We start from the raw sequence: 23,348 nt of genomic DNA on the forward strand, positions 1-23,348 counted from the left end.
GCTCACCAAGGCTATGTAGCTCAGCCGGTTAGAGCACAGCACTCATAATGCTGGGGTCGGTGGTTCGAGTCCACCCATAGCCACCACACTGAAAATCAAGTTGTTTTTCAGTGTGAAAAGTGAGAAAATAGTTGCACGTTTTGCCCCGTCGCCAAGCGGTAAGGCACCTGACTCTGACTCAGGCATTCGGTGGTTCGAATCCATCCGGGGCAGCCAAACAAAAAAGAAAGAAGCCTGATCGAAAGATCAGGCTTCTTTCTTTTTTGTTTGGTCACGCATCCCACCTTATCCCCGCGCCTGTCGGCGCGCCCCCTTGAACATCAAGGGGGCTCTCCTACAGACAGAACTCCAGGGTCGGATCCTTTTCCGCAGGAGAGGTTCTGCCCCACCCTCTCGATATGCGGAACCATGGGTAGTGCCGGCCGCTGGCCGGCAATGTGGAAATCCACGATCCCGAAACGACAAAAGCCCGGCCGAAGCCGGGCTTTTGCTTTTCCATCCAGCGGGCTCCCGAAGGAGCCCAACCAGGCGCGGTAAATCAGCGCTTGGAGAACTGGGTGGCGCGGCGGGCCTTGTGCAGACCGACCTTCTTACGCTCGACTTCACGGGCGTCACGGGTCATGAAGCCAGCCTTGCGCAGCTCGGACTTCAGGGTTTCGTCGTACTCGACCAGAGCACGGGCGATGCCCAGACGGATCGCACCGGCCTGGCCGGTGGTGCCGCCGCCAGCGGCGGTGACCAGGATGTCGAAGCTTTCGGTGTTCTTGGTCAGCTCGAGCGGCTGGCGCACGATCATGCGCGCGGTCTCACGACCGAAGAACTCGTCCAGCGGACGGCCATTGACGGTGATGTTGCCCGAACCCTTGCGCAGGAACACGCGAGCGGTGGAGGACTTGCGGCGGCCAGTGCCGTAGTTTTGAGTGATAGCCATGATTAGATATCCAGAACCTGCGGCTGCTGTGCGGCGTGCGGATGCTCAGTGCCGGCGTAGACCTTGAGCTTGCGGTACATCTGGCGACCCAGCGGGCCCTTCGGCAGCATGCCCTTCACGGCGATCTCGATCACGCGCTCCGGGTGGCGCTCCAGCGCCTGGGCCAGGGACTCGGTCTTCAGGTTGCCGATGTAGCCGGTGAAACGGTGATACATCTTGTCCTGCAGCTTCTTGCCGGTGACGGCAATCTTTTCTGCATTGATGACGACCAGGTAGTCGCCGGTATCAACGTGGGGGGTGTAGACCGGCTTGTGCTTGCCGCGCAGACGGCGGGCCAGCTCGGTGGCGAGACGGCCCAGGGTCTTGCCCTCGGCGTCGACGAGGTACCAGTCGCGCTGGACGGTCTCGTTCTTGGCAGTGAAAGTGCTCATGAAGAACTCTAGGTTAGGTCGGGCTCATTGCGGCGAAAGGCTCGCCGGAACTCTGCCACGCGTTGTGAAAAGGTGAAGCGTAAGAGGCGGGATTGTACTCACCTTGCCGGGAGCGCGCAACCCGCCCCCTGGGCCGGGTTGGCAGAGGCGCGGGGCCGGGCGAGAATCGGGGGGTCTTCCGCCCCACCGCGTACTGCCATGACCGTGCTCCGCCAGACCACTCCGCTGGACCACCTGCTGACCGAGGCGCAGCGCGCCCTGGACACGGTGTTCGGCAATCCGCCGGCGGCCCGCCCCTACCCGGCGGCGGACACCGACGAGCCAGGCATGGACCGCGCCGAGCGGCGCCATGCCGCAGCCCTGATGCGGATCAACCACGTCGGCGAGGTCTGCGCGCAAGGCCTGTATTTCGGCCAGGCCGCCGTGGCCCGCGACCCGGCCACGCGCGAACACCTGCTGGAAGCGGCGCAGGAAGAGACCGACCACCTGGCCTGGTGCGCCACCCGCCTGGGCGAGCTGGACAGCCGTCCGAGCCTGTTCAACCCGCTGTGGTACGCCGGCAGCTACACCATCGGCACCCTGGCCGGGCTGCGCGGCGACGGCTGGAACCTGGGCTTCGTGGTCGAGACCGAGCGCCAGGTGGAGGCCCACCTGGACGAGCACCTGGTCGACCTGCCGCCCGGCGACCTGCGCAGCCGCGCGGTCATCGCGGTGATGAAGGAAGACGAGGCCCGCCATGCGGACCACGCCGAGCAGGCCGGCGCACGCCGCCTGCCGTTCCCGATTCCGGGCGCGATGGCGCTGGCCTCCAAGGTCATGAAGACCATCGCCTACCGGCTGTAAGCACGGCGTGGGGTCGGATCCCTTTCCCTGCGGGAAAGGGATCCGACCCCATCATGTCAGTTCGGCGAGACCAGCTTCAGGCCGATCACGCCGGCCACGATCAGGCCAACGCAGGCCAGGCGGGCCGGCGATGCGCTGTCGTTGAACAGGTAGATGCCCAGCACCGCCACGCCCAGGGCGCCGATGCCGGTCCAGATCGCATAGGCCGTGCCGACCGGGATGCTCTTCATCGCCTGGCTCATCAGGTACAGGCTGATCAGCGCGGATACGACCGTGGCAGCGGTGGGCAGGGGTTTGCTGAAGCCTTCGGAGTACTTCATTCCGAGGGCGAAACCGATCTCGAACAGGCCGGCCAGCAGCAGATAGATCCAGGGCATGGGTGGGGGCTCCTTACCTTTTTTGAGAAAAACGAAACGGCCCGGTGTTTTCACACCGGGCCGTGGGTCGGTACATCACCGTGGAACTGTAACGCGTGCGGGGCACTGGTTCCACGGGGCGGGTCGTCCCGCCTGGGTGGCGATGCCTGCGGGCATCGCACATGGGGCTTACTCGGACAGGTTCCGGCCGTGGAACAGCTCTTCGATCTCGCGCTTGAGCAGCGCTTCGATCTTCATGCGTTCCTTGAACGACAGGTTCTTGGCCTTTTCCTCGAACAGGTACTGGTCCAGGTCGAAGTCCTTCAGGTGCATCTTCGTGTGGAAGATGTTTTCCTGGTAGACGTTGACGTCGAACATCTCGTAACGCGACTTGATGTTCTTGGCCAGGAAGTTCTGGATCGAGTTGATCTTGTGGTCGATGAAGTGCTTCTTGCCCTTCACATCGCGGGTGAAGCCACGGACGCGGTAGTCCATGATCACGATGTCCGACTCAAGGCTCTCGATCAGGTAGTTCAGGGCCTTCAGCGGGGAAATGACGCCACAGGTGGCCACGTCGATATCCGCGCGGAACGTCGCGATACCTTCCTGCGGATGGGTTTCCGGGTAGGTGTGGACAGTGATGTGGCTCTTGTCCATGTGCGCGACCACGGCGTCGGAGATCAGCTCCTTGCCGGCCAGCTTCTTGTCGATCACCGGCTCTTCGGAGATCAGGATGGTCACCGAGGCACCCTGCGGGTCGTAGTCCTGGCGGGCCACGTTCAGGATGTTGGCGCCGATGATCTCGGCGACATCGGTCAAGATTTGAGTCAGCCTGTCGGCGTTGTACTCTTCATCGATGTATTCAATGTAACGCTGACGCTCCTCTTCGGTGCGCGCGTAACACACGTCATAGATGTTGAAGCTCAGCGCCTTGGTGAGGTTGTTGAAACCCTGCAGCCTCAGGCGAGGCAACGGCTTGACCACGGCGGTCGATTCCTGTGTAAGAAGGGAAAGGGGGAATTATGGGGCAAACTGTCCCCGGGGGGAACGTGAAGACGCAAGAGTTCTGGCACACTGTTTGCCCTTAACAATTGCGCTGGTTAAGCTCCGCTATCGACCCCGTGAATCCGTTCATGCGCAGAGGGAGCGCCCCTATCGTGTCAACCGTGCGCCTAGCTAGCAGTCCACTGGCCTTGGATATCGCCACCATCGATCGTTTCCTGGCGCACAGCCACCGGCGGCGATATCCCACCCGTACCGACGTCTTCCGACCCGGTGACCCGGCGGGAACCCTGTATTACGTTGTCAGCGGCTCGGTTTCGATCATGGCCGAGGAAGATGACGATCGCGAGCTTGTGCTGGGCTACTTCGGTGCCGGCGAGTTCGTTGGCGAAATGGGCCTGTTCGTCGAATCGGACCGCCGCGAGGTGATCCTGCGGACCCGTACCGCCTGCGAACTGGCCGAAATCAGCTACGAACGCCTGCACCAGCTGTTCCTCGGCCCGCTGTCGGCCGACGCCCCGCGCCTGCTGTACGCGCTGGGCCAGCAGATCTCCAAGCGCCTGCTCGATACCAGCCGCAAGGCCAGTCGCCTGGCATTCCTGGACGTTACCGATCGAATCGTGCGCACATTGCACGATCTGGCGCAGGAACCGGAAGCGATGAGCCATCCGCAGGGCAGCCAGCTGCGCGTGTCGCGCCAGGAACTGGCCCGCCTGGTCGGCTGCTCGCGCGAAATGGCTGGCCGCGTGCTGAAGAAGCTGCAGACCGACGGCCTGCTGCATGCACGCGGCAAGACCGTGGTGCTGTACGGCACCCGTTGAGCCCCGGTGGGTGCGGACCTTGGTCCGCACTCCTTCGCGCGCTAGGCTCGGTGCATGGAACTGAGCAGCGAATTCTGGTGGTTCATCCTCATCGGCCTCGGCGCACAGCTGGTCGACGGCGCCTTGGGCATGGCCTTCGGCCTGGTGTCCTCGTCGGTGATGCTGAGCATGGGCCTGCCACCGGCGCAGGTCAGCGCCAGCATCCACACCGCCGAAGTGTTCACCACCGGTGCCTCGGGCGTGTCGCACCTTGCCGCCGGAAATGTCGATAAACGCCTGTTCCTGCGCCTGGCCCTGCCCGGTGCGGTGGGCGGCGCGGTGGGCGCCTACGTGCTCACCCAGATCCCCGGCGACATCATCCGGCCACTGATCTACCTGTACCTGCTGGTGCTGGCGATCATCATCCTGGCCCGCGCCGCCGGACGCTGGATGCCCAAGGGCGAGATCCGCCGGGTACCGGTGCTGGGCTTCTTCGCCGGCCTGCTGGACGCCAGCGGCGGCGGTGGCTGGGGGCCGGTGGCCACGTCCACCCTGCTTGCCCGCGGCGGCCAGGCACGCACCACCATCGGCACGGTCAACGCGGCCGAGTTCATCGTCACCCTGACCATCTCGGCCACCTTCCTGCTGTCGATGGGCGTACAGCACCTGCAGATCGTTGCCGGCCTGCTGATCGGCGGCATGATGGCTGCGCCAGTGGCGGCCATCCTGGTCAAGCGGGTGAAGGAGCGCTGGGTGCTGGTGGCCGTTGGCGTGCTGGTGCTGGGCATCAGCCTGTTCCAGATCGGCCATGCGGTGTACGGGCACCTGTATCGCTGATCGCTCGCCGGGCATGGCCCGGCGCTACCCGCGCCTGTTCCGGTAGCGCCGGGCCATGCCCGGCGGATCATTCACCGTGCGATGGGGTCAGAGCCCCTTCGGGGATCTGACCCCTGGCTCAGGCCTTGTCACCACCACGGTCCACGCAGCCCCAGTTGAGGATGCGGGTGCCGGCCGGCAGCACGCTGCGGAAGAAATCCACCTTGGAGCGCTTCGGGTTCACCACCACCGGCGCTTTCGCGGCCAGCAGCAGCGGCAGGTCGGCAGTGCTGTCGGAGTAGGCGATATCGATGTCGCCGTAGCCGCGCTCACGCAGCATGCGCATCTTCTCTTCGTTGTGGCAGTGGCGGGTCGGGCCGACGCCGCCCAGTCGCGGGCCGACCTCGGTGCCGATCACCGGCACGTCCTGGTGGGCCACGAAGGCCAGGATCGCGCGGGCCAGTTCCGGCGGCGCACCGGTGGCGACCACTACACGGTCGCCCTTGGCGCGATGCGCCGCAAAGACGTCCAGCGCCTGCGGCAGCAGCTTGGCACGCATCTGCGCCTCGTTGCGCAGCACGTAGGCATCGATCACCTTGTTGAAATCACGCGCCCGGTGCAAGCCGAAACTGCCGATCCACACGTAAACCGAAATACCCGTTCGGCGGGTCGGCAGCATCGCCACCAGCGGCCCGGCGATCGGCGTGACCAGCAGTGCGGCCAGCATGCGCAGCGGGTTGCGCTTGATCAGCGAGGCGAACAGGTGGGTGCCCGAATCCCCGTCGTAGAGGGTGTGGTCGAAGTCGAAGACCACCAGCGGCGCATCCTCGCGCGGCGTTGGATAGTGCGTTGTCATGCCGCGAAGAATAGCTGACGCAGGCCCTCGCCCGGCTCTTCGACGCGCATGAAGGCCTCGCCGACCAGGAATGCATGGATGCCGGCATCGCGCATCAACGCAACGTCCTGCGGGCCCAGGATGCCACTCTCGGTGACCAGCAGGCGGTCACGCGGCACCGCCTTCTGCATGTCCAGCGTGGTCTGCAGCGATACCTCGAAGGTGCGCAGGTTGCGGTTGTTGATGCCGATCATCGGCGCGGGCACCTGCAGCGCACGCTCCAGTTCGTCGATGTCATGCACTTCCACCAGCACGTCCATGCCCAGCGACAGCGCCAGTTCGGACAGCGTGGCCAGCTGGGTGTCGTCCAGCGCGGCGACGATCAGCAGGATGCAGTCGGCGCCCAGCACGCGCGCCTCATACACCTGGTAGGCGTCGATGACGAAGTCCTTGCGCAGCACCGGCAGCGTGCACGCCTCGCGGGCCTGCTGCAGGTAAGCGTCGGCGCCCTGGAAGAAATCGACGTCGGTCAGCACCGACAGGCAGCTGGCACCGCCGAATTCATAGCTGACGGCGATGTCGGCCGGGCGGAAGTCCGGACGGATCACGCCCTTGGAGGGGCTGGCCTTCTTCACCTCGGCAATCACCGCCGGGTCGCCGTTGGCCACCGCTGCCTGCAGCGCGCGCACGAAGCCACGTACCGGCGGGGCGCTGGCCAGTGCGGCCTGCAGCTCCTCGAGCGGGCGCTGGGCGCGGCGCTGGGCCACTTCTTCGGCCTTGCGGGCCAGGATCGTCTGCAGGATGTCGCTCATCGTCTTCGGTTCGGTGCGGGGGCGGTGAGGACGGCCATTATCGGCCATCAAGGGGGTCAGGCTGAACCGCGCGCTCAGGCAACCAGCGCGCGGGTGGTCTCGACATACTGCTGCAGGCGCTGGCGGGCGCTGCCGTTGGCAATGGCGGCACGGGCGCGGGCCAGGCCATCACCGATGTCGCTGGCCACGCCGGCAACGTACAGCGCGGCGCCGGCATTCAGCGCGACGATGTCCAGCGCCGGGCCGGGCTCGTTGTCCAGCACGGCGCGCAGCATCTGGATGGACTGCTCCGGGCCGTCCACGCGCAGGTTGCGGCTGGCCGACATGGCGATGCCGAAGTCTTCCGGGTGGATCTCGTACTCGCGCACCTTGCCGTCGCGCAGTTCGCCGACCAGGGTGCCGGCGCCCAGCGAGATCTCGTCCATGTTGTCGCGGCCCCAGACCACCATCGCACGCTCGGTGCCCAGCTCGCGCAGCACGCGTGCCTGGATGCCCACCAGATCGGGATGGAACACGCCCATCAGCACCGAAGGCGCGCTGGCCGGGTTGGTCAGCGGGCCGAGGATGTTGAAGATGGTGCGCACGCCCATTTCGCGGCGCACCGGCGCGACGACCTTCATCGACGGATGGTGGATCGGCGCGAACATGAAGCCGATGCCGGTCCGCTCGATGGCCGCGGCCACCTGGTCAGGCTGCAGTTCGATCACCGCGCCCAGCGCTTCCAGCGCATCGGCACTGCCGGACTTGGACGACACGCTGCGGTTGCCGTGCTTGGCCACGCGTGCGCCGGCGGCGGCGGCGACGAACATCGAACAGGTGGAGATGTTGAAGGTGTGCGAGCCATCGCCACCGGTGCCGACGATATCAACCAGGTTGGAGGTATCGGCCACCGGCACTGGCCGGGCGAATTCACGCATCACGGTGGCCGCCGCGGCGATTTCGTCCACGGTCTCCTTCTTCACGCGCAGCCCGGTGAGGATCGCGGCGGTCATCATCGGCGAGACATCGCCGCGCATGATCTGCCGCATCAGGTCGACCATTTCGTCGAAGAAGATTTCGCGGTGCTCGATGGTGCGATGCAGGGCTTCCTGGGGGGAGAAGCTCATGGGAATGCTCCTTGGATCAGGCCGCCGGGCGCTGCAGGAAATTGCGCAGCAGGGCGTGGCCGTGTTCGGTGAGGATGGATTCGGGGTGGAACTGCACGCCTTCCACCGGGAACTGGCGGTGGCGCAGGCCCATGATCTCTTCGATCGAGCCGTCGTCGTTCTCGGTCCAGGCGGTCACTTCCAGGCAGTCGGGCAGGCTGTTCTTGTCCACCACCAGCGAGTGGTAGCGGGTGGCCTGGTAACGGTCCGGCAGGCCGGCGAACACGCCCTTGCCTTCATGGCGGATCGGCGAGGTCTTGCCGTGCATGATGTTGCCGGCACGGATCACCGTGCCGCCGTAGACCTGGCCGATGCCCTGGTGGCCCAGGCACACGCCGAGGATCGGCGTGGTCGGGCCCAGGCGCTCGATCAGTTCCAGCGATACGCCAGCTTCGTTGGGCGTGCACGGGCCGGGCGAGATGACGATGCGCTCGGGTTTCTGCGCGGCGATCTCGTCCACGCTCATCGCATCGTTGCGCACCACCTTCACCTCGGCGCCCAGCGTCTGCAGGTACTGCACGAGGTTGTAGGTGAAGCTGTCGTAGTTGTCGATCATCCACAACATGGTCAGGTTCCGTCGCTTATCAGGAAAATGGCGTATACGTTTTCGGTGTAGGTGATGGGCGCGGCCACCAGCAGTTCGCCAGCCGCCGGCGCCGCGCGGCTGCCAGTGACCTGTATCCGCTCCAGGGCGGTGCTATCGCCGTCTGCATAGCCGTCTGCGCCTGCGGCCTGGCCTGTAGTCGGCCAACTGCCTGCCTGCACGCCGTAGGCGAAACTGGGAGCCACATCGGAGATGCTGTAGAGGCCGGTGATCTTCGCGCCATAAGCGCCGGCCAGCCCCTTCGCCGATGCGCGGGTCTCGGCAGCGGCCTCGGCCTTCAGTTCGGCGCGCAGACGTGCCGCGTTGGCATAGGTAGGCACGGCCGTGCTCACCTGCACTTCGCGGCTGGCCTTCAGATCACCCAGGAAGTCCTTCAGTGCTTCGGCACTGGCAAACGATGCCGTCAGGCTGCGGCTCGCCTCGATTCCGTTGAACACTTCTTCATCATCGCGGTAACGCGTCGACGGCGTGATGCTCAGGTTGTCCGCACGCACGCTGTCCTTCAGGGCGCCGTGCTTCTCGAAGAGCTGCAGCACCCGTTCGGTATTTCCCTGCACACGCTGGCGGGCAACGCTGGTCTGCATGTCGACCGACGCCAGCGCCACCTTCACGGTGAAGCGGTCTGGCATGACGGTGCGGGTGGCACTGCCCTTCACCAGCAGGTGCGGCTGCGAGGGAATGGTATTGGCCTGCGCCCACGCAGATGGGGCCATCGTGGCCAGCAGTGACGACCACAGCAATGCGCTCAGCAGCTTCATGCGGTACTCCCTGTCTTGAATGGGAACAGCAGGAGGTGCCGCGGCGCAGGCCACGACACGGAAAGGCTTACAGGCCCTTGGCGGCCTGGGCGACGGCGCGGAACAGCGCACGGCCCTTGTTCATCGTCTCGTCCCATTCCTTGTCCGGGTCCGAGTCGTAGACGATGCCGGCGCCGGCCTGCACGTACAGGCGGCCGTCCTTGATCACCGCGGTGCGGATCGCAATCGCGGTATCGGCATCGCCGTGCCAACCGATGTAGCCGATGCTGCCGGCGTAGACATTGCGCTTGATCGGCTCCAGCTCGCGGATCACTTCCAGCGCGCGGATCTTCGGCGCGCCGCTTACCGTGCCGGCCGGGAACGTGGCGCGCAGCACGTCGGCATAGCTCAGGCCCGGCTGCAGCTGCCCGGTCACTTCGCTGACGATGTGCATGACGTGGCTGTAGCGCTCGATCACGAACTGCTCGCCCACTTCCACGGTGCCGGCCTTCGAGACGCGGCCGGCATCGTTGCGGCCGAGGTCGATCAACATCAGGTGCTCGGCGCGCTCCTTCGGATCGGCCAGCAGCTCGGCTTCCAGCGCCAGATCCTGCTCGACGGTGGCGCCGCGCGGACGGGTGCCGGCAATCGGGCGCACGGTGACTTCGCCATCCTGCAGGCGCACCAGAATTTCCGGCGAAGAGCCGACCACCTGCAGGTCGCCGACATCGAGGAAATACATGTACGGCGACGGATTCAATGCGCGCAGCGCACGGTACACATCCACCGGGCGTGCCTTGAACGGCACGCTCAGGCGCTGGCTCAGCACCACCTGGAAGATGTCACCGGCGCGGATGTATTCCTTGCTGCGCTGGACCGCATCGACGAAGCCTTCGCGGGTGAAACCGGAGACGAAATCGGATTCGTCCAGCACGTCGCTGTTGAGCGGGGCGGGATAGCCGGCACCTGGTGCGCGCAGCTTGGCGGTCAGTGCGTCCAGGCGCGCCTGGGCCTGCTCGAACGCGCCTTCGATACGCGGGTCGGCGTGCACGATCAGGTACAGCCGGCCCTTGAGATTGTCGAACACCGCCAGCTCGTTGGAATCCAGCAGCAGGATGTCCGGCGTGCCCAGCTCATCGCGGCCGGCCGGCGGCGCCAGGCGCGGTTCGATGTAGCCGATGCACTCGAAACCGAACCAGCCGACCAGGCCGCCGGTGAAGCCCGGCAGGCCGTCCAGCTTGGGCACCGAGTGGGCGCTGCGCAGCGCCTCGACCTCGGCGAACGGGTCGGCCACCTCGCGGGTGTCCACCACCTGGCCGTCCTCGCGCACGGTCAGCGTGTGGCCGTGGAAGGCGTACACGCGGCGCGCCGGCAGGCCGATGATCGAGTAGCGACCAAAGCGCTCGCCGCCTTCGACGGATTCAAACAGGTAGGTATTGGGGCCGTCGGCGAGCTTCAGGTAGACCGAAAGCGGCGTGTCCAGGTCGGACAACACTTCGCGGACGACGGGAATATGGGTGTGGCCTTCAGCGGCCTGCAGCTGAAACTGAGCGTGCGAGTTCAAGACGACTTTCCTTCCGGGACACAGCGTTATGGGGGCGGACGACGGCAACGGGCCACCATCGCCACCAACGGCGTGCGGAAGAAAGGGTATGCGGGGTCGTCAGGCTGGACACCCCTTGACTGTATCGCAGGATCGGCGGGAGGGGAACCCTGGGAAACTGAACCACGGCAAGCACGGGGCCGGTGATGGGGGCCTGTGTCGCGGACCGCGGCGGCGGCCCGTCCGGGAGCGGCGGCGGGGTCGCGGCGACTACCGGCGCGGGGACCGGGACGGGCCCGGTGGCGGCGACCGGGATGCCGACCGGTAGAGTCGACTGTTAGTCGACTGCTCTTCGTCCCGACGGCGTAAAACCCCGCGCTGCGCGCGTCAGTCGACTAACTGTGATCTCTCTGTAGGTTGTTCATCCGGGACATCTTTGGAAAATGGTGGTTACCACACCTCTCCAGACCCCAAAGAGCCCGGATGAACCCCCATAAAAATGCCCGTTTGACCGTCCATAGTCGAGCACTTCTTGTTCGCCGCATCCTCCACGAGGGCCTGCGCCCAGAGGAAGCAGCCCAAGCATGCGGCGTAAGTGTGCGTACGGCCTACAAATGGCTGGCCCGATTCCGGGAATTGGGGGTGTCAGGACTGGAAAACCGCAGCTCACGCCCTCACCGGACACCACATGCCACATCTGCACCGGTGGTCGAGCAGATCAAGGAGTGTCGCCGTAAACGGCAGACCTATCTGACCATCTCCAAAGCCTTGGGGATCGGCCACAGCACCATTTCCAGGCTGATGCGCGCCCACGGCCTCAATCGTTTGTGCCGGCTGGATCCGCCTAAGGAGGTCATCCGATACGAATACGATCAGCCCGGAGGGCTGCTACACCTGGACATCAAGAAGCTGGGCAACTTCCAGCGGCCGGGCCATAGAACCGACGCCAAGCGCCGAGGAAATGCCGGTGGCGGAGGCTGGGGCTACGTGCACGTGGCTATCGACGATCACTCCCGCATCGCCTACAGCAGCGTTCACCCCGACGAACAAAAGGACACGGCCTGCCAAGCACTGCTTGGTGCCTTGGAGTACTACGCCAGCCTGGGAATCACCTTCAAACGAATTCTGACCGACAACGGGGCGTGCTATCGCTCCACTGCATTCGCCAAGCTACTTAAGTCCCTTGGGATCAAGCACATGCGGACCAAACCGTACACCCCGCGCACCAACGGCAAAGCGGAGCGCTTCATCCAAACCAGCCTGCGTGAATGGGCCTACGCCCGCGAATACGCCTCCTCGGACCAGCGCAATTCCGTGCTGACCCAATGGCTGCACCACTACAACTGGCACCGCCCTCACATGGGGATCGGTGGTCAGCCACCTATTTCCAGAGTCCTGCTGAACAACGTGGTGGGTTTACACAACTAACAGTCGACTCTACCCAGTCGACTCTACCCGTCGAATCACCCAACGGCGCTACCCCTGCCCGCCCAGCAGCGGGCAACCGGCCGGCAGATGCATCCGCACCCTGCCCGGCACGCACTCGATGCGGAACCGCTGGGCCTGCACCGGTTCACCGTCCAGGTTGAGCGTCAGCGGTCGCTGCGATTCGATCTGCAACCACGGCAGCCGCGCGCGCGTGGCCAGCTGTTCCAGCGCAGCCTGGGTGCCGGACTTCAGCATCTGGCCAAGGGTGGCGGTGACTTCGCCTTCCAGCTCCGGCAGCACCGTTACATCCAGCAGGCCATCGTCGATCAGCGCCTGCGGGCACAGCTGCTGGCCGCCACCGGCCTGGCGACCGTTGCCGATGCCCAGCGCGATGAAGTCGCCTTCCCACGCGAAATCCGGTCCCGACAGGCGTGCGTTGATCGGCTCGATGCGGCCGAGCTTGGCGATGCCGGTGATCACATAGGCCAGCCCGCCCAGCATCTTTTTCAGGCCAGCGTCGGTCTCCACGGTGACCTGCGTGCCGAAGCCACCGCTGGCGAGATTGGCGCACCACCACGGCGTGCCATCGGCGTCCACGCGCAGCAGATCGATGGCACGCGGCGCGGTCTGCCCGATCAACGCGAAGGCCTCCTTCGGTTCGGTGGGAATGCCGGCGGCAGTGGCGAAATCGTTGGCGGTCCCCATCGGGATCAGCGCCAGCGAGGGCAGCATGTCCGCCGCCTCCTCGCGATGCGCCAGCGTCTCGGCCACCGCGCTGAGCGTGCCGTCGCCACCGGCAGCGACGATCACGTCCACGCCATGCTCGATCGCCTCGGCCACGTAGCGCTCGGCGTCACCGTCCTCCCAGGTCACCCGCACTTCCAGCTGCACGCCCTGCCCGCGCCAGTGGCCAACAGCCTCACGCAGGTCATCGTTGCCTGCGGATTTGCCGTTGAGGATCAGGCGCCAGCGCGGGGTGGTCATGCGGTGCTTCCGTGAAGGGGTTGCACAGGCTAGCAACGTGCTGTTTGCCCGCGGTGAATGTCACGCAGGTGTCATTCAGCTGCTGGAGAATGGAAGGCCATAGCAGGGACGACGGATGGAGGCAGGATCAGCCTCCCACGCATGCAGCGAGGCCACGCCAGTGATTGGCGTGGCTTTTTTTTCGAGGTCCGCAGGGAGTGCGAACCAAGGTTCGCACCCACCGGGTTGGGTTTGCCCCACCACACACCTCAACCGTTGGCGAAATCGTGCAGCGCCTGGCCCTGCAACCGGTACACGGTCCACTCGTCCTGCGGCTTCGCACCTGCAGCGGTATAGAACTCGATGGCCGGAGTGTTCCAGTCCAGCACCGACCATTCGAAGCGGCCGCAGCCCTCGGCCACGGCCTGGCGCGCGATGTACTTCAGCAGTGCCTTGCCGGCACCAGCGCCGCGCTTTTCCTGGCTGACGTAGAGGTCTTCCAGGTAGATGCCCTTGCGGCCCAGCCAGGTGGAGTAGTTGTAGAAATACACCGCATAACCGATGGCCTCGCCGTCGGCTTCGCAGATCAACGCGCGTGCGGTCGCATCGGCGCCGAACAGGCTTTCGGCAATACCGATCTCGTCGGTCTGCACCGAATGCTCGGCCTTCTCGTAGATGGCCAGCTCGCGGATGAAATGCAGGATCAGGCCGGCATCGGCCACGGTGGCCGGACGGATGTTCAACACGGCCACCGTACCCATGGCTCAGCCCCTTGCCGCAGCAACGTTCGCGCGCATCTGCGCGATCACGTCCTGGTAGCTGGTCTTGGCGTTGAAGATGGCCGAGCCGGCGACGAAGGTGTCAGCGCCGGCGGCGGCGATCTCGCCGATGTTGTCGGCCTTCACGCCACCGTCGATCTCCAGGCGGATGTCCTTGCCGCTGGCATCGATCATCTTGCGCACCACGCGCAGCTTGTCCAGCGCCGATGGGATGAACGCCTGGCCGCCGAAGCCCGGGTTGACCGACATCAGCAGCACCAGGTCCAGGTCATCCAGCACCCAGTCGAGGATGTCCACCGGGGTGGCCGGGTTGAGCACGATGCCCGGCTTGCAGCCCAGCGAACGAATCAGCTGGATGGTGCGGTGCACGTGGCGGCTGGCCTCCGGGTGGAAGCTGATGTAGGTGGCACCGGCCTCGGCGAAATCGGGAATGATGCGGTCCACCGGCTCGACCATCAGGTGCACGTCGATCGGCGCGGTCACGCCGTGCTTGCGCAGGGCCTGGCAGACCATCGGGCCGATGGTCAGGTTCGGCACGTAGTGGTTGTCCATCACATCGAAGTGGACCCAGTCGGCGCCAGCGGCGAGGACGTTGTCGACTTCCTCGCCGAGACGGGCGAAGTTGGCGGAGAGAATGGACGGGGCGATGAGGCAGTTGGACATGGCCGGGGCCTTCGGAACGGGGAAAAGGTTCTCCCGCCCGCAGGCGGGGCTCAGGGGTCAGCGCTTGCGCAGGGTCTTGATGCGGTCGTAGGCGGCGTTGATCCGCCGCGACTTCTGCTCGGCCTGCTGCTGCAGCTCGGGGGCGGCACCGCCCAGCTTGTCGGGGTGGTACTGGGAAATCAGCTTGCGGTAGGCGCGCTCGACCTCGGCATCGGTGGCCTCCGAGGTCAGCCCCAGCTCCCGGTACGGGTTCTCCTTGTTCAGGCGGAACCAGTCCGAGTCGAAGGCATGGCCGATCAACAGGCCGACCACCGCGCCAAACAGCGGATTGGGCCGGAACAGCAGGGCGCCGGCGATGAATCCGAGCAGTTTTCCGTACCAGCGCATGTCGCTCCGGGGGCGGCCGACGAAATGGACGCTCATTTTACGTCACAGCGGGCCCGGACGGCTTTACACTAGGCCGCCCGCTGGTCAGCGGGCCCGCCGGGTCCGTTGGGCAGCCGTATCGACAACGCCCCAGGAGTGCCCGTGCCAACCACGCTGTTGCAATCCGATCTCCCCGGCCTGCCCTTGCGCCATCGCGGCAAGGTGCGTGATGTGTTCGATATCCCGCGCGAGCGGCTGCCCGCAGGGACCCCGCCGGGCGACTACCTGTTGATGGTCGCCACCGATCGCCTGTCGGCGTTCGACGTGGTGCTGCCCGACCCGATTCCTGGCAAGGGCGAGATGCTCTGCCAGGTGTCCAACTTCTGGTTCGCCAAGACCGCGCACCTGATGCCCAACCACCTGACCGGCATCGACGTGGCCAGCGTGCTGCCCGAAGGCGTGGACCCGGCCCTGTATGCCAAGCGCGCGGTGGTCACCCGCAAGCTGAAGCCGGTGCCGGTGGAAGCGATCGCCCGCGGCTACCTGATCGGCAGCGGCTGGAAGGACTACCAGCGCACCGGCAAGGTCAGCGGCATCGACCTGCCCGATGGCCTGCGCCAGGCCGAGCAGCTGCCGGAGCCGATCTTCACCCCCTCGACCAAGGCCGCCGTCGGCGACCATGACGAGAACATCGATTTCGATGCGATGGTGAAGCAGGTCGGTGCCGATCTGGCCGAGCGCGTGCGCGATGCCACCCTGCGCATCTACAAGTTCGCCGCCGACTACGCCCGCGAGCGCGGCATCATCCTGGCCGATACCAAGTTCGAGTTCGGTACCGACGCCGATGGCCGCCTGTACATCATGGACGAGATGCTGACGCCGGATTCCTCGCGTTACTGGCCGGCCGACGAGTACGAAGTGGGCACCAGCCCGCCGAGCTACGACAAGCAGTTCGTGCGCGACTACCTGGAGACGCTGGACTGGGGCAAGACCGCCCCGGGCCCGACCATCCCGGCCGAGATCATCGAGCGCACCCGCGCCAAGTACGCCGAGGCGCTGCAGCGCCTGGCCGGGATCAGCGTCGATTGATCCGCCTGCGCCCCCGGCCGGAAAGGCTGGGGGCGTTCTGAAGGTGCGGCCGCCGACGGGGTGCATCGGTTGGGATGCGTTCGACTGGGATGAAATCGGCCGCGATACGGTCGACTGGGTAGAGTCGACTGTTAGTCGACTGCTCTTCGTTCCGACGGCGAAAATCCCCGCGCTGCGCGCGGTAGTCGACTAACAGTCGACTCTACCCGGTCGGTCCCACCCATCGGCCCCACCCCGTCAGCCCCACCCGTCAGCCCCACCCGTCAGCCCCGCCCCATCGGTCCCACCCATCGGTCCCACCCATCGGCCCCGCCCCATCGGTCCCACCCATCGGCCCACCTGGTCGGCCGCACCTCATCGACCCCACCCGTCGGCCCCACTCGTCGGCGCCAGCCATTCGACGCCCCTCACCGCCTAGCCCCGGCGGGAGTATGCTGGCCGCATGCAGACCTCCACCGAGCTTGCGCGGCCGATCGACCGCTATTTCGCCAGCTACTCCGACGACCACCGCAATGTGATCAACCAGCGCATCCACGTGGTGGCGGTACCGGCGATCCTGTGGTCGGTGGTGGCCCTGCTGTGGTGCCTGCCGCCGCTGATCACCTGGTTCCAGTACGGCATCTGGTCGGCGTTCGCGATGTTCAGCGCCTGGTGCTTTTACAACAAGCTGTCGCGCCCGCTGGGCATCGGCATGCTCATCCAGTTCTTCGTGTTCGGCTGCCTGTGCCGCCTGCTGGAGGCCGAGATCGGCCTGCAGACCTTGCGCTGGCTGGCGGTGGGCGTGTTCGTGGTGGCCTGGATCGCGCAGTTCATCGGCCACAAGTTCGAGGGCCGCAAGCCCAGCTTCCTGACCGACCTGACCTACCTGCTGATCGGCCCGGCGTGGGTGATGGCCAAGTTCTACCGCAAGCTCGACTGGCGCTACTGACACGCCGGCAGCCGACAACGGCCGTCGTTTCCTGAACGGGCAGATCCCGTCACCCGCACTCCACGGCAGCCCTGCCAGCCTGCGCCGGTGATCCGCTCCCCATCGCCCGCCCGTCGACGGCAGCCCCTGTGCGACAGGGCCTGCGGTCTCCCTGCGTGGGTGCAGGGTGTCCTCCGAGGGCAACCGGGGAGGGACCACAGGAACGTGATGCTGCGCCGCAGAAAAAATGAATCAGCGGACGTTACATGCAATTGATCGCTGTTCGATGGGTTTCGGCGACATTTCGCAGCCTGTTATCCTCCCTGACCTGCTCGTGAATCATGGATTCCCTGCATGCTCCCCAGCCTGCCCCTGCTGCTGGCCCTGCCGTTCCTGATGGCAGCGGCCGTTGCGGCCTTCCCCCGTAGTTCGCGCTCGACTGCTGCCTGGCTGGCGGCGCTGGCGCCGTTGGGCGGATTGGCCATCCTCGGCTGGCTGACGCCCGCTGTACTTGATGGCCAGGTGGTCCGCACCCTGGTGCCCTGGTTGCCGCAGATCGGGCTGGACTTCACCCTGCGCCTGGACGGGCTGGCCTGGATGTTCGCCGGGCTGGTGCTGGGCATCGGCGCGCTGGTGGTGCTGTATGCGCGCTACTACCTGAGCCAGCAGGACAACGCTCACCGCTTCTACTGTTACCTGCTGCTGTTCATGGGCGCCATGCTGGGCATGGTGCTGTCGGGCAACCTGCTGTTGCTGATGATCTTCTGGGAAATGACCAGCATCAGCTCGTTCCTGCTGATCGGTTTCTGGTCGCACCGCCAGGACGCCCGCGAAGGCGCGCGCATGGCGCTGGTGATCACTGGTGGCGGCGGCCTGGCCCTGCTCGGTGGCGTGCTGCTGATCGGTCGCATCGTCGGCAGCTTCGACCTGGATGTGGTGCTGGCCGCCGGCGAGCAGATCCGCGCCAGCGCGCTGTATCCGTATGCCCTGTTCCTGGTGCTGGCCGGCATCTTCACCAAGAGCGCCCAGTTCCCGTTCCACTTCTGGCTGCCGCACGCGATGGCCGCGCCCACCCCGGTCTCGGCCTACCTGCACTCGGCCACCATGGTGAAGGCCGGCGTGTTCCTGCTGGCGCGCCTGCATCCGGCGCTGGCCGGCAGCGACCTGTTCTTCTACACGGTCAGCGGCATCGGTGCGATCACCCTGTTGATCGGCGCCTGGAACGCGATCTTCCAGCACGACCTGAAAGGCCTGCTGGCCTATTCGACGATCTCGCACCTGGGCCTGATCACCCTGCTGTTCGGCCTGTCCACACCGATGGCGGTGGTGGCCGGCGTGTTCCACATCCTCAACCACGCCACCTTCAAGGCCTCGCTGTTCATGGCCGCCGGCATCATCGACCACGAGACCGGCACCCGCGACATGCGCAAGCTGGGCGGCCTGCGCAGGCTGATGCCGTTCACCAGTGCGCTGGCGATCATCGCCTCGCTGGCGATGGCCGGCATTCCGCTGCTCAACGGCTTCCTGTCCAAGGAAATGCTGTTCGCCGAGGCACTGACCGCCGGTGGCGGCCCGGGCGCGATGCGCACCGCGGTGTCGATCGCCGCGCTGCTGGCCGGCGTATTCGGCGTGGCCTACAGCCTGCGCTTCGTGCACGACACCTTCTTCGGCCCTGGCCCGCATGACCTGGACCGCGTGCCGCACGAGCCGCCGCGCTGGATGAAGGTGCCGGTGGAACTGCTGGTGGTGATCTGCATCGCAGTGGGCGTGGCGCCGGCACTGACGGTGGCGCCGGTGCTGCATGCCGCTGCTGCCTCGATCCTCGGCAACGCCATGCCCGAGTACAGCCTGGCGGTGTGGCACGGCTTCAACCTGCCCCTGGCGATGAGCGCGATCGGCGTGGTCGGCGGCGTGGCGCTGTACTTCGGCCTGCGCAGGCTGATCAACCTGCACGCGGTGGAAACCCGCACCACCGGCCGCAACGTCTTCCACGCGCAGCTGGATGCGATTTCCGCGCTGGCCATGCGCCTGACCAACGGCATCGCCAATGGCAGCCTGCAGCGCATGCTGCTGGGCCTGGTGCTGGTGGCCATCACCGTGGCCGCCGCGCCCTACATCGCCAACCCGGCCTCGCCGAACTGGACCAAGCCGCAGCCGATCCCGCTGCTGGGCTGGGCGCTGTGGCTGGTGATGATGGCCTGTGCGGTCGCCACCCTGCGCGTCTACAAGCAGCGCCTGCTGGCGGTACTGCTGGTCGGCGGCGTCGGCCTGATGGTGGCGCTGACCTTCGTGTTCCTGTCCGCACCCGACCTGGCGCTGACCCAGCTGCTGGTCGAGATGGTCACCCTGGTGCTGATGCTGCTGGGCATGAACTACCTGCCCGCGCAGTCCGGGCCGGAGCGGCCGCGCTGGCGCAAGCGCCGCGACGCGGTGATCGCGATCATCGCCGGTGCCGGCCTCGGTGCGCTGGCCTATTCGGCGATGACGCTGCCGCCGAACACCATGGCCGGCGAACTGCTCGCCCGTGCCCTGCCCGAGGCGTACGGCCAGAACGTGGTCAACGTGATCCTGGTCGACTTCCGCGGCTTCGATACCTTCGGCGAGATCACCGTGTTCGGCATCGCCGCGCTGGTGGTGCATGCGCTGCTGCGGCGCACGCGGATGGCCCCGGAGCAGATCATGCCCGGCCCGCCGATCAAGCTGCCGGTGCCGGCCGACCTGGCGCAGATCATGTTCCCGCTGACGCTGACCGTGTCGATCTTCCTGTTCCTGCGCGGCCACAACGCACCCGGTGGTGGATTCATCGCCGGCCTGGTGCTGGCGGTGCCGCTGCTGATCCAGTACGTGATCCAGGGCACTGCCTCGGTGGAATCGCGCTTCGGCTTCGACTACATCCGCTGCATCGGCATGGGCCTGCTGATCGCCCTGCTCAGCGGCAGCGCCTCGATGCTGTTCGGCGTACCGTTCCTGACCAGTGGCCACCTCGACCTGCACCTGCCGCTGATCGGCGAGGTGCCGCTGGCCAGCGCGATCGGCTTCGACATCGGCGTCTATCTGGTGGTGTTCGGCGGCGCCATGCTGATGCTGTCGATGATGGGCACGATCAAGCCCTCGCGTACCCGCACCGCCCGCAAGGGTGAGATCGACCTGCAACGCCGTTCGGCCCGCACCGGGGAGATGCACTGATGGAACTGGCCCTGGCTACCGCGATCGGCGTGCTGACCGCCATCGGCATCTACCTGCTGCTGCGTGCGCGCAGCTTCGACGTCATCCTCGGCATGACCTTCCTGTCCTACGCCACCAACCTGCTGATCTTCGCCGGTGGCCGCGTGGTGCTGGGCAAGGCGCCGGTGCTGCAGGAAGGCGTGGACAGCCACCTCGGCAACTACACCGACCCGTTGCCGCAGGCGCTGGTGCTGACCGCGATCGTGATCGCCTTCGCGATGACCGCGGTGAGCATCGTGCTGGCCATGCGCAGCCGCAGCGACAACCACAGCGACCACGTGGACGCCCACGAGCCCGACGACGACCTGCAGGATGAGAGCGTGCCGCCGCGCCAGGGCGAGGACCGCGCATGAACCATCTGGTGATCCTGCCGATCCTGATTCCCCTGCTCGGCGCCGCGCTGTCGCTGTTCGTCGAACATCGCCGCTACGGCCCCAAGGTGCAGCGCGCGGTGGCGTGGACCTCGCTGTCGGCGCTGGCGCTGGCGGTGGGCCTGCTGTTCGCCACCACCGCCAGCGGTGACATCAACGTCTACCTGCTCGGCGACTGGCCGTCGCGGCTGGGCATCGCGCTGGTGGCCGACCGGCTGTCGGCGTGGATGCTGCTGACCACCCTGCTGCTGGCCATTCCCTGCCTGCTGCATGCCTGCTCAGGCTGGGACCGCCGCGCGCCGCATTTCCATGCGCTGTTCCAGTTCCAGCTGGTCGGCCTGAACGGCGCGTTCCTCACCGGCGACATCTTCAACCTGTTCGTGTTCTTCGAGGTGATGCTGATCGCCTCCTACGGCCTGCTGCTCAGCGGTGGCCGCGGCCTGCGCATGCGCATCGGCCTGCACTACGTGGTGTTCAACGTCACCGCCTCGACCCTGTTCCTGATCGCGCTGGGCCTGCTGTACGCCTCGCTGGGTTCGTTGAACATGGCCGAGCTGTCGCAGCGCATCGCCGAGGTGCCACCGGCGCAGCTGACCTTGGTGAAGGCGACGATGGGCCTGTTGCTGCTGGTGTTCTGCGCCAAGGCCGCACTGATGCCGCTGTACCTGTGGCTGCCGGAAGCCTATTCGCGCGCACCGGCGGCGGTGGCCGCGCTGTTCGCGATCATGACCAAGGTCGGCCTGTACTCGGTGCTGCGCATCCAGATGCTGTGGTTCGGCGACGATGCCGGCGCGATGGCCGGCTATGGCCGTGACTGGCTGCTGTGGGCTGGCGTGGCGACGCTGGTCCTCGGTGGCCTCGGTGCGCTGGCCGCGACCCGCCTGCGCGTGCTGATCTCGTACCTGGTGATCGTCTCGGCGGCCACGCTGTTCATCGCCTTCTCGGTCGGCACCCCGCAGGTTCTCTCGGCCGGCCTGTACTACCTGCCGCACAGCAGCTTTGTCGCTGCCGCGCTGTTCCTGATCGCCGACCTGATCCGTCGCCGCCGCGGCGGCGCCAGTGACCGCAAGGAAGTCGTCGCGCCGATGCCGGGCAAGGAAACGCCGGCGGTGCTGTTCCTGATCGGCGCGGTATCGGTGGCCGGCCTGCCGCCGCTGTCCGGCTTCCTGGCCAAGGCCGCCCTGCTGGCCGGCATGCCTGCGCAGTACATCGGCCCGGTCTGGACCGCGGTGCTGGTCAGCAGCCTGCTGGTGATCATGGGCCTGACCCGCGGCGGCATCCGCCTGTTCTGGCGCGTGCCGCCGGTCGATCCGGAGGCACCGAAGCCGCGCAAGGCACGCCTGCGCCGGGTCGAGTTGTACGCCGCCTGCATCCTGCTGGGCTACGGCATCGGCATGACCCTGGCCGCCGCCCCGCTGATGCGCTACACCGACGCCACAGCCGCACAGCTGCTGCACCCCAGTGAGTACGTGCAGCAGCTGCGCGCGACCACGCCGGAGATCCGCCAGCCATGACCGCCCAGCGCTCCCTGTTCCGCCGCATCATTCCCTCGCCGATGCTCAGCATCATGGTGGTGGCGTTCTGGCTGTTGATGTCCGACAGCTTCACGCTCGGCCAGATCGTGCTGGGCCTGCTGCTGGGCGTGGTGGTGCCGCTGTTCGCCGCACGCCTGGACCGCGAGTTCGCCCGCATCGGCACGTTGCGGCCGCTACCCAAGCTGCTGTGCGTGACCCTGTGGGACATCCTGATGTCCAACATCCGCGTCGCCCTGCAGGTGCTGGGCCCGGAAAAGAACATCCACCCGGGTTTCATCTGGCTGCCGCTGGACATCGCCAACATCCACGGCATCGCGGCGCTGACCAGCATGATCACGCTGACTCCGGGCACGGTCTCGGCCGCGCTCAGTGACGACCGCAAGTACCTGCTTGTGCACGTGCTGCACCTGGAGGACCCGCAGGACCTGATCGATACGATCAAGCGCCGTTACGAGGCGCCGTTGATGGAGATCTTCCCATGACCGGTTTTGAAGTCATCCAGACCACGCTGGTGGTGTGCATGCACGTGGTCGGCCTGGCGATGCTGCTGGCCACCTGGCGCCTGCTGCGCGGGCCGACCGTGCCCGACCGCATCCTCGCGCTGGACACCCTGTCGGTGACCGCGATCGCCGAGCTGATGCTGTTCGGCATGTACCTCAACTCGCCGATCTACTTCGAGGCGGCGCTGATCATCGCCATGCTCGGCTTCGGCAGCACCGTGGTGCTGAGCAAGTTCGTGCTCCGCCGGGACATCGTCGAATGATCACCGCGATCCAGATCGGCCTGTCGATCCTGCTGCTGTTCGGCTGCTTCTTCATCCTGGTCGGCGCACTGGGCCTGGTGAAGCTGTCCACCTTCTTCAAGCGCCTGCACGCACCGACCAAGGCCAGCACGCTGGGCGTGGGCTGCGTGCTGGTGTGCTCGGTCTGCTACCACATCTTCCTGGGCCAGGACCCGCAGCCGCGCGAGCTGCTGATCACCGTGTTCCTGTTCATCACCGCACCGATCAGCGCGCACATGATGGCCAAGGCCGCGCTGTCGCTGCTGATGGAAACCCGTCCCAGCCTGCCCGGCAACGAGCCGGCTGCTGAAGAACAGATGCCTCCGCCGGAACCGGTGCGCGAGGAAGAAGAGCACGCGCAGGGCCGGTAACCCTGTACGGGTGGG

At 66.2% G+C, this 23,348-nt stretch carries 26 protein-coding genes and 2 tRNA genes; 14 read left to right on the forward strand and 14 right to left on the reverse strand.

The window, feature by feature from the left end; genetic code table 11:
• Positions 1-9: 9 nt before the first annotated feature.
• Together QP552_RS19115 and QP552_RS19120 are read left to right on the forward strand one after the other, a co-directional pair.
• A tRNA-Met gene (locus QP552_RS19115) sits at positions 10-86 on the forward strand.
• A 55-nt stretch (positions 87-141) separates the two neighbouring features.
• Positions 142-216 (forward strand) — tRNA-Gln (locus QP552_RS19120).
• 322 nt (positions 217-538) lie between these two features.
• Here QP552_RS19120 and rpsI read toward each other — a convergent pair.
• Complete coding sequence (rpsI, locus tag QP552_RS19125; RefSeq protein ID WP_005411311.1) at positions 539-931, reverse strand: 30S ribosomal protein S9; 393 nt, start codon at positions 929-931, stop codon at positions 539-541.
• A 2-nt stretch (positions 932-933) separates the two neighbouring features.
• Positions 934-1,362 carry a 50S ribosomal protein L13 gene (gene rplM, locus QP552_RS19130; protein ID WP_005414692.1) on the reverse strand — a complete coding sequence of 143 codons (429 nt, stop codon included), beginning with the start codon at positions 1,360-1,362 and terminating at the stop codon, positions 934-936.
• Between the two features lie 198 nt (positions 1,363-1,560).
• Between rplM and coq7 the strand changes: the two genes are divergently transcribed.
• Positions 1,561-2,205, forward strand: a complete 645-nt coding sequence (coq7, locus tag QP552_RS19135) for a 2-polyprenyl-3-methyl-6-methoxy-1,4-benzoquinone monooxygenase (protein WP_286074376.1) — start codon at positions 1,561-1,563, stop codon at positions 2,203-2,205.
• A 56-nt stretch (positions 2,206-2,261) separates the two neighbouring features.
• Here the strand turns inward: coq7 and sugE are convergent, their stop codons facing one another.
• Together sugE and speD are read right to left on the reverse strand one after the other, a co-directional pair.
• Positions 2,262-2,582 carry a quaternary ammonium compound efflux SMR transporter SugE gene (gene sugE / locus QP552_RS19140; RefSeq protein WP_049435688.1) on the reverse strand — a complete coding sequence of 107 codons (321 nt, stop codon included), beginning with the start codon at positions 2,580-2,582 and terminating at the stop codon, positions 2,262-2,264.
• 168 nt (positions 2,583-2,750) lie between these two features.
• Positions 2,751-3,545, reverse strand: coding sequence for an adenosylmethionine decarboxylase (speD, locus tag QP552_RS19145; RefSeq protein WP_005411315.1), 795 nt, complete (start codon positions 3,543-3,545; stop codon positions 2,751-2,753).
• Positions 3,546-3,694: 149 nt separating this feature from the next.
• Between speD and crp the strand changes: the two genes are divergently transcribed.
• Together crp and QP552_RS19155 are read left to right on the forward strand one after the other, a co-directional pair.
• Positions 3,695-4,384, forward strand: a complete 690-nt coding sequence (crp, locus tag QP552_RS19150; RefSeq protein ID WP_012481435.1) for a cAMP-activated global transcriptional regulator CRP — start codon at positions 3,695-3,697, stop codon at positions 4,382-4,384.
• Between the two features lie 54 nt (positions 4,385-4,438).
• A complete protein-coding gene (locus tag QP552_RS19155; RefSeq protein WP_054172646.1) occupies positions 4,439-5,200 on the forward strand; it encodes a sulfite exporter TauE/SafE family protein in 762 nt (253 codons plus the stop codon).
• A gap of 118 nt (positions 5,201-5,318) precedes the next feature.
• On the opposite strand, the gene QP552_RS19160 is transcribed toward QP552_RS19155, so the two are convergent.
• The 6 genes from QP552_RS19160 to trpE all read right to left on the reverse strand — a co-directional run bounded on the left by QP552_RS19160 (position 5,319) and on the right by trpE (position 10,876).
• On the reverse strand, positions 5,319-6,035 hold the full coding sequence (locus tag QP552_RS19160; protein WP_111113251.1) for a haloacid dehalogenase-like hydrolase: 717 nt from the start codon (positions 6,033-6,035) through the stop codon (positions 5,319-5,321).
• Positions 6,032-6,826 carry an indole-3-glycerol phosphate synthase TrpC gene (gene trpC, locus QP552_RS19165; protein WP_049426871.1) on the reverse strand — a complete coding sequence of 265 codons (795 nt, stop codon included), beginning with the start codon at positions 6,824-6,826 and terminating at the stop codon, positions 6,032-6,034. The genes QP552_RS19160 and trpC overlap by 4 nt, the downstream gene beginning before the upstream one ends.
• A 74-nt stretch (positions 6,827-6,900) precedes the next feature.
• Positions 6,901-7,932, reverse strand: coding sequence for an anthranilate phosphoribosyltransferase (trpD, locus tag QP552_RS19170; protein ID WP_111113252.1), 1,032 nt, complete (start codon positions 7,930-7,932; stop codon positions 6,901-6,903).
• A 16-nt stretch (positions 7,933-7,948) separates the two neighbouring features.
• Complete coding sequence (locus QP552_RS19175) at positions 7,949-8,536, reverse strand: aminodeoxychorismate/anthranilate synthase component II (protein WP_012481439.1); 588 nt, start codon at positions 8,534-8,536, stop codon at positions 7,949-7,951.
• Positions 8,537-8,538: 2 nt separating this feature from the next.
• Entirely contained in the window at positions 8,539-9,333 is a 795-nt protein-coding gene (locus QP552_RS19180; protein ID WP_286074377.1) for an SIMPL domain-containing protein, read from the reverse strand.
• A gap of 67 nt (positions 9,334-9,400) precedes the next feature.
• On the reverse strand, positions 9,401-10,876 hold the full coding sequence (gene trpE, locus QP552_RS19185; RefSeq protein ID WP_111113254.1) for an anthranilate synthase component I: 1,476 nt from the start codon (positions 10,874-10,876) through the stop codon (positions 9,401-9,403).
• Between the two features lie 462 nt (positions 10,877-11,338).
• Here trpE and QP552_RS19190 point away from each other — a divergent pair, with 462 nt between their 5' ends.
• Positions 11,339-12,283, forward strand: a complete 945-nt coding sequence (locus QP552_RS19190; RefSeq protein ID WP_286074378.1) for an IS481 family transposase — start codon at positions 11,339-11,341, stop codon at positions 12,281-12,283.
• Positions 12,284-12,331: 48 nt separating this feature from the next.
• Here the strand turns inward: QP552_RS19190 and yegS are convergent, their stop codons facing one another.
• From yegS to QP552_RS19210, 4 genes are all read right to left on the reverse strand, one after another.
• Positions 12,332-13,267, reverse strand: coding sequence for a lipid kinase YegS (gene yegS, locus QP552_RS19195; protein WP_286074379.1), 936 nt, complete (start codon positions 13,265-13,267; stop codon positions 12,332-12,334).
• Between the two features lie 248 nt (positions 13,268-13,515).
• Positions 13,516-13,998, reverse strand: a complete 483-nt coding sequence (locus QP552_RS19200) for a GNAT family N-acetyltransferase (RefSeq protein WP_065178874.1) — start codon at positions 13,996-13,998, stop codon at positions 13,516-13,518.
• Between the two features lie 12 nt (positions 13,999-14,010).
• Complete coding sequence (rpe, locus tag QP552_RS19205) at positions 14,011-14,688, reverse strand: ribulose-phosphate 3-epimerase (protein ID WP_010482664.1); 678 nt, start codon at positions 14,686-14,688, stop codon at positions 14,011-14,013.
• A gap of 57 nt (positions 14,689-14,745) precedes the next feature.
• Positions 14,746-15,075 carry a DnaJ domain-containing protein gene (locus QP552_RS19210; protein ID WP_005411327.1) on the reverse strand — a complete coding sequence of 110 codons (330 nt, stop codon included), beginning with the start codon at positions 15,073-15,075 and terminating at the stop codon, positions 14,746-14,748.
• A gap of 141 nt (positions 15,076-15,216) precedes the next feature.
• Between QP552_RS19210 and QP552_RS19215 the strand changes: the two genes are divergently transcribed.
• The 8 genes from QP552_RS19215 to QP552_RS19250 all read left to right on the forward strand — a co-directional run bounded on the left by QP552_RS19215 (position 15,217) and on the right by QP552_RS19250 (position 23,333).
• Positions 15,217-16,143, forward strand: coding sequence for a phosphoribosylaminoimidazolesuccinocarboxamide synthase (locus QP552_RS19215; protein ID WP_029379835.1), 927 nt, complete (start codon positions 15,217-15,219; stop codon positions 16,141-16,143).
• Positions 16,144-16,585: 442 nt separating this feature from the next.
• Positions 16,586-17,071, forward strand: a complete 486-nt coding sequence (locus tag QP552_RS19220) for an Mpo1-like protein (RefSeq protein WP_286074382.1) — start codon at positions 16,586-16,588, stop codon at positions 17,069-17,071.
• Between the two features lie 333 nt (positions 17,072-17,404).
• A complete protein-coding gene (locus QP552_RS19225; protein ID WP_286074383.1) occupies positions 17,405-20,236 on the forward strand; it encodes a monovalent cation/H+ antiporter subunit A in 2,832 nt (943 codons plus the stop codon).
• Positions 20,236-20,628 carry a Na+/H+ antiporter subunit C gene (locus QP552_RS19230; protein WP_049428077.1) on the forward strand — a complete coding sequence of 131 codons (393 nt, stop codon included), beginning with the start codon at positions 20,236-20,238 and terminating at the stop codon, positions 20,626-20,628. Before QP552_RS19225 ends, QP552_RS19230 begins: the two co-directional genes overlap by 1 nt.
• A complete protein-coding gene (locus tag QP552_RS19235) occupies positions 20,625-22,160 on the forward strand; it encodes a monovalent cation/H+ antiporter subunit D (RefSeq protein ID WP_111113273.1) in 1,536 nt (511 codons plus the stop codon). The genes QP552_RS19230 and QP552_RS19235 overlap by 4 nt, the downstream gene beginning before the upstream one ends.
• Positions 22,157-22,663: a Na+/H+ antiporter subunit E gene (locus QP552_RS19240; protein ID WP_106551318.1), complete on the forward strand. Its 507-nt coding sequence runs from the start codon at positions 22,157-22,159 to the stop codon at positions 22,661-22,663. The genes QP552_RS19235 and QP552_RS19240 overlap by 4 nt, the downstream gene beginning before the upstream one ends.
• Positions 22,660-22,944 (forward strand): K+/H+ antiporter subunit F, encoded by a 285-nt coding sequence (locus tag QP552_RS19245; RefSeq protein ID WP_005411334.1) that lies wholly within the window; start codon positions 22,660-22,662, stop codon positions 22,942-22,944. Before QP552_RS19240 ends, QP552_RS19245 begins: the two co-directional genes overlap by 4 nt.
• Positions 22,941-23,333 carry a Na+/H+ antiporter subunit G gene (locus QP552_RS19250; protein ID WP_106551319.1) on the forward strand — a complete coding sequence of 131 codons (393 nt, stop codon included), beginning with the start codon at positions 22,941-22,943 and terminating at the stop codon, positions 23,331-23,333. The genes QP552_RS19245 and QP552_RS19250 overlap by 4 nt, the downstream gene beginning before the upstream one ends.
• Positions 23,334-23,348: the final 15 nt, after the last annotated feature.

This window comes from Stenotrophomonas sp. 59 (genome assembly GCF_030291095.1).
Taxonomy (GTDB): domain Bacteria; phylum Pseudomonadota; class Gammaproteobacteria; order Xanthomonadales; family Xanthomonadaceae; genus Stenotrophomonas; species Stenotrophomonas maltophilia_Q.

Excerpts from the sequence above, each read along its gene's own strand:
- rpsI (WP_005411311.1), bottom strand. The coding sequence starts at position 931 with ATGGCTATCACTCAAAACTACGGCACTGGCCGCCGCAAGTCCTCCACC.
- rplM (WP_005414692.1), bottom strand. The coding sequence starts at position 1,362 with ATGAGCACTTTCACTGCCAAGAACGAGACCGTCCAGCGCGACTGGTAC.
- coq7 (WP_286074376.1), top strand. The coding sequence starts at position 1,561 with ATGACCGTGCTCCGCCAGACCACTCCGCTGGACCACCTGCTGACCGAG.
- sugE (WP_049435688.1), bottom strand. The coding sequence starts at position 2,582 with ATGCCCTGGATCTATCTGCTGCTGGCCGGCCTGTTCGAGATCGGTTTC.
- crp (WP_012481435.1), top strand. The coding sequence starts at position 3,695 with ATGCGCAGAGGGAGCGCCCCTATCGTGTCAACCGTGCGCCTAGCTAGC.
- QP552_RS19155 (WP_054172646.1), top strand. The coding sequence starts at position 4,439 with ATGGAACTGAGCAGCGAATTCTGGTGGTTCATCCTCATCGGCCTCGGC.
- QP552_RS19160 (WP_111113251.1), bottom strand. The coding sequence starts at position 6,035 with ATGACAACGCACTATCCAACGCCGCGCGAGGATGCGCCGCTGGTGGTC.
- trpC (WP_049426871.1), bottom strand. The coding sequence starts at position 6,826 with ATGAGCGACATCCTGCAGACGATCCTGGCCCGCAAGGCCGAAGAAGTG.
- trpD (WP_111113252.1), bottom strand. The coding sequence starts at position 7,932 with ATGAGCTTCTCCCCCCAGGAAGCCCTGCATCGCACCATCGAGCACCGC.
- QP552_RS19175 (WP_012481439.1), bottom strand. The coding sequence starts at position 8,536 with ATGTTGTGGATGATCGACAACTACGACAGCTTCACCTACAACCTCGTG.
- QP552_RS19180 (WP_286074377.1), bottom strand. The coding sequence starts at position 9,333 with ATGAAGCTGCTGAGCGCATTGCTGTGGTCGTCACTGCTGGCCACGATG.
- QP552_RS19190 (WP_286074378.1), top strand. The coding sequence starts at position 11,339 with ATGAACCCCCATAAAAATGCCCGTTTGACCGTCCATAGTCGAGCACTT.
- yegS (WP_286074379.1), bottom strand. The coding sequence starts at position 13,267 with ATGACCACCCCGCGCTGGCGCCTGATCCTCAACGGCAAATCCGCAGGC.
- rpe (WP_010482664.1), bottom strand. The coding sequence starts at position 14,688 with ATGTCCAACTGCCTCATCGCCCCGTCCATTCTCTCCGCCAACTTCGCC.
- QP552_RS19210 (WP_005411327.1), bottom strand. The coding sequence starts at position 15,075 with ATGCGCTGGTACGGAAAACTGCTCGGATTCATCGCCGGCGCCCTGCTG.
- QP552_RS19220 (WP_286074382.1), top strand. The coding sequence starts at position 16,586 with ATGCAGACCTCCACCGAGCTTGCGCGGCCGATCGACCGCTATTTCGCC.
- QP552_RS19225 (WP_286074383.1), top strand. The coding sequence starts at position 17,405 with ATGCTCCCCAGCCTGCCCCTGCTGCTGGCCCTGCCGTTCCTGATGGCA.
- QP552_RS19230 (WP_049428077.1), top strand. The coding sequence starts at position 20,236 with ATGGAACTGGCCCTGGCTACCGCGATCGGCGTGCTGACCGCCATCGGC.
- QP552_RS19235 (WP_111113273.1), top strand. The coding sequence starts at position 20,625 with ATGAACCATCTGGTGATCCTGCCGATCCTGATTCCCCTGCTCGGCGCC.
- QP552_RS19240 (WP_106551318.1), top strand. The coding sequence starts at position 22,157 with ATGACCGCCCAGCGCTCCCTGTTCCGCCGCATCATTCCCTCGCCGATG.
- QP552_RS19245 (WP_005411334.1), top strand. The coding sequence starts at position 22,660 with ATGACCGGTTTTGAAGTCATCCAGACCACGCTGGTGGTGTGCATGCAC.
- QP552_RS19250 (WP_106551319.1), top strand. The coding sequence starts at position 22,941 with ATGATCACCGCGATCCAGATCGGCCTGTCGATCCTGCTGCTGTTCGGC.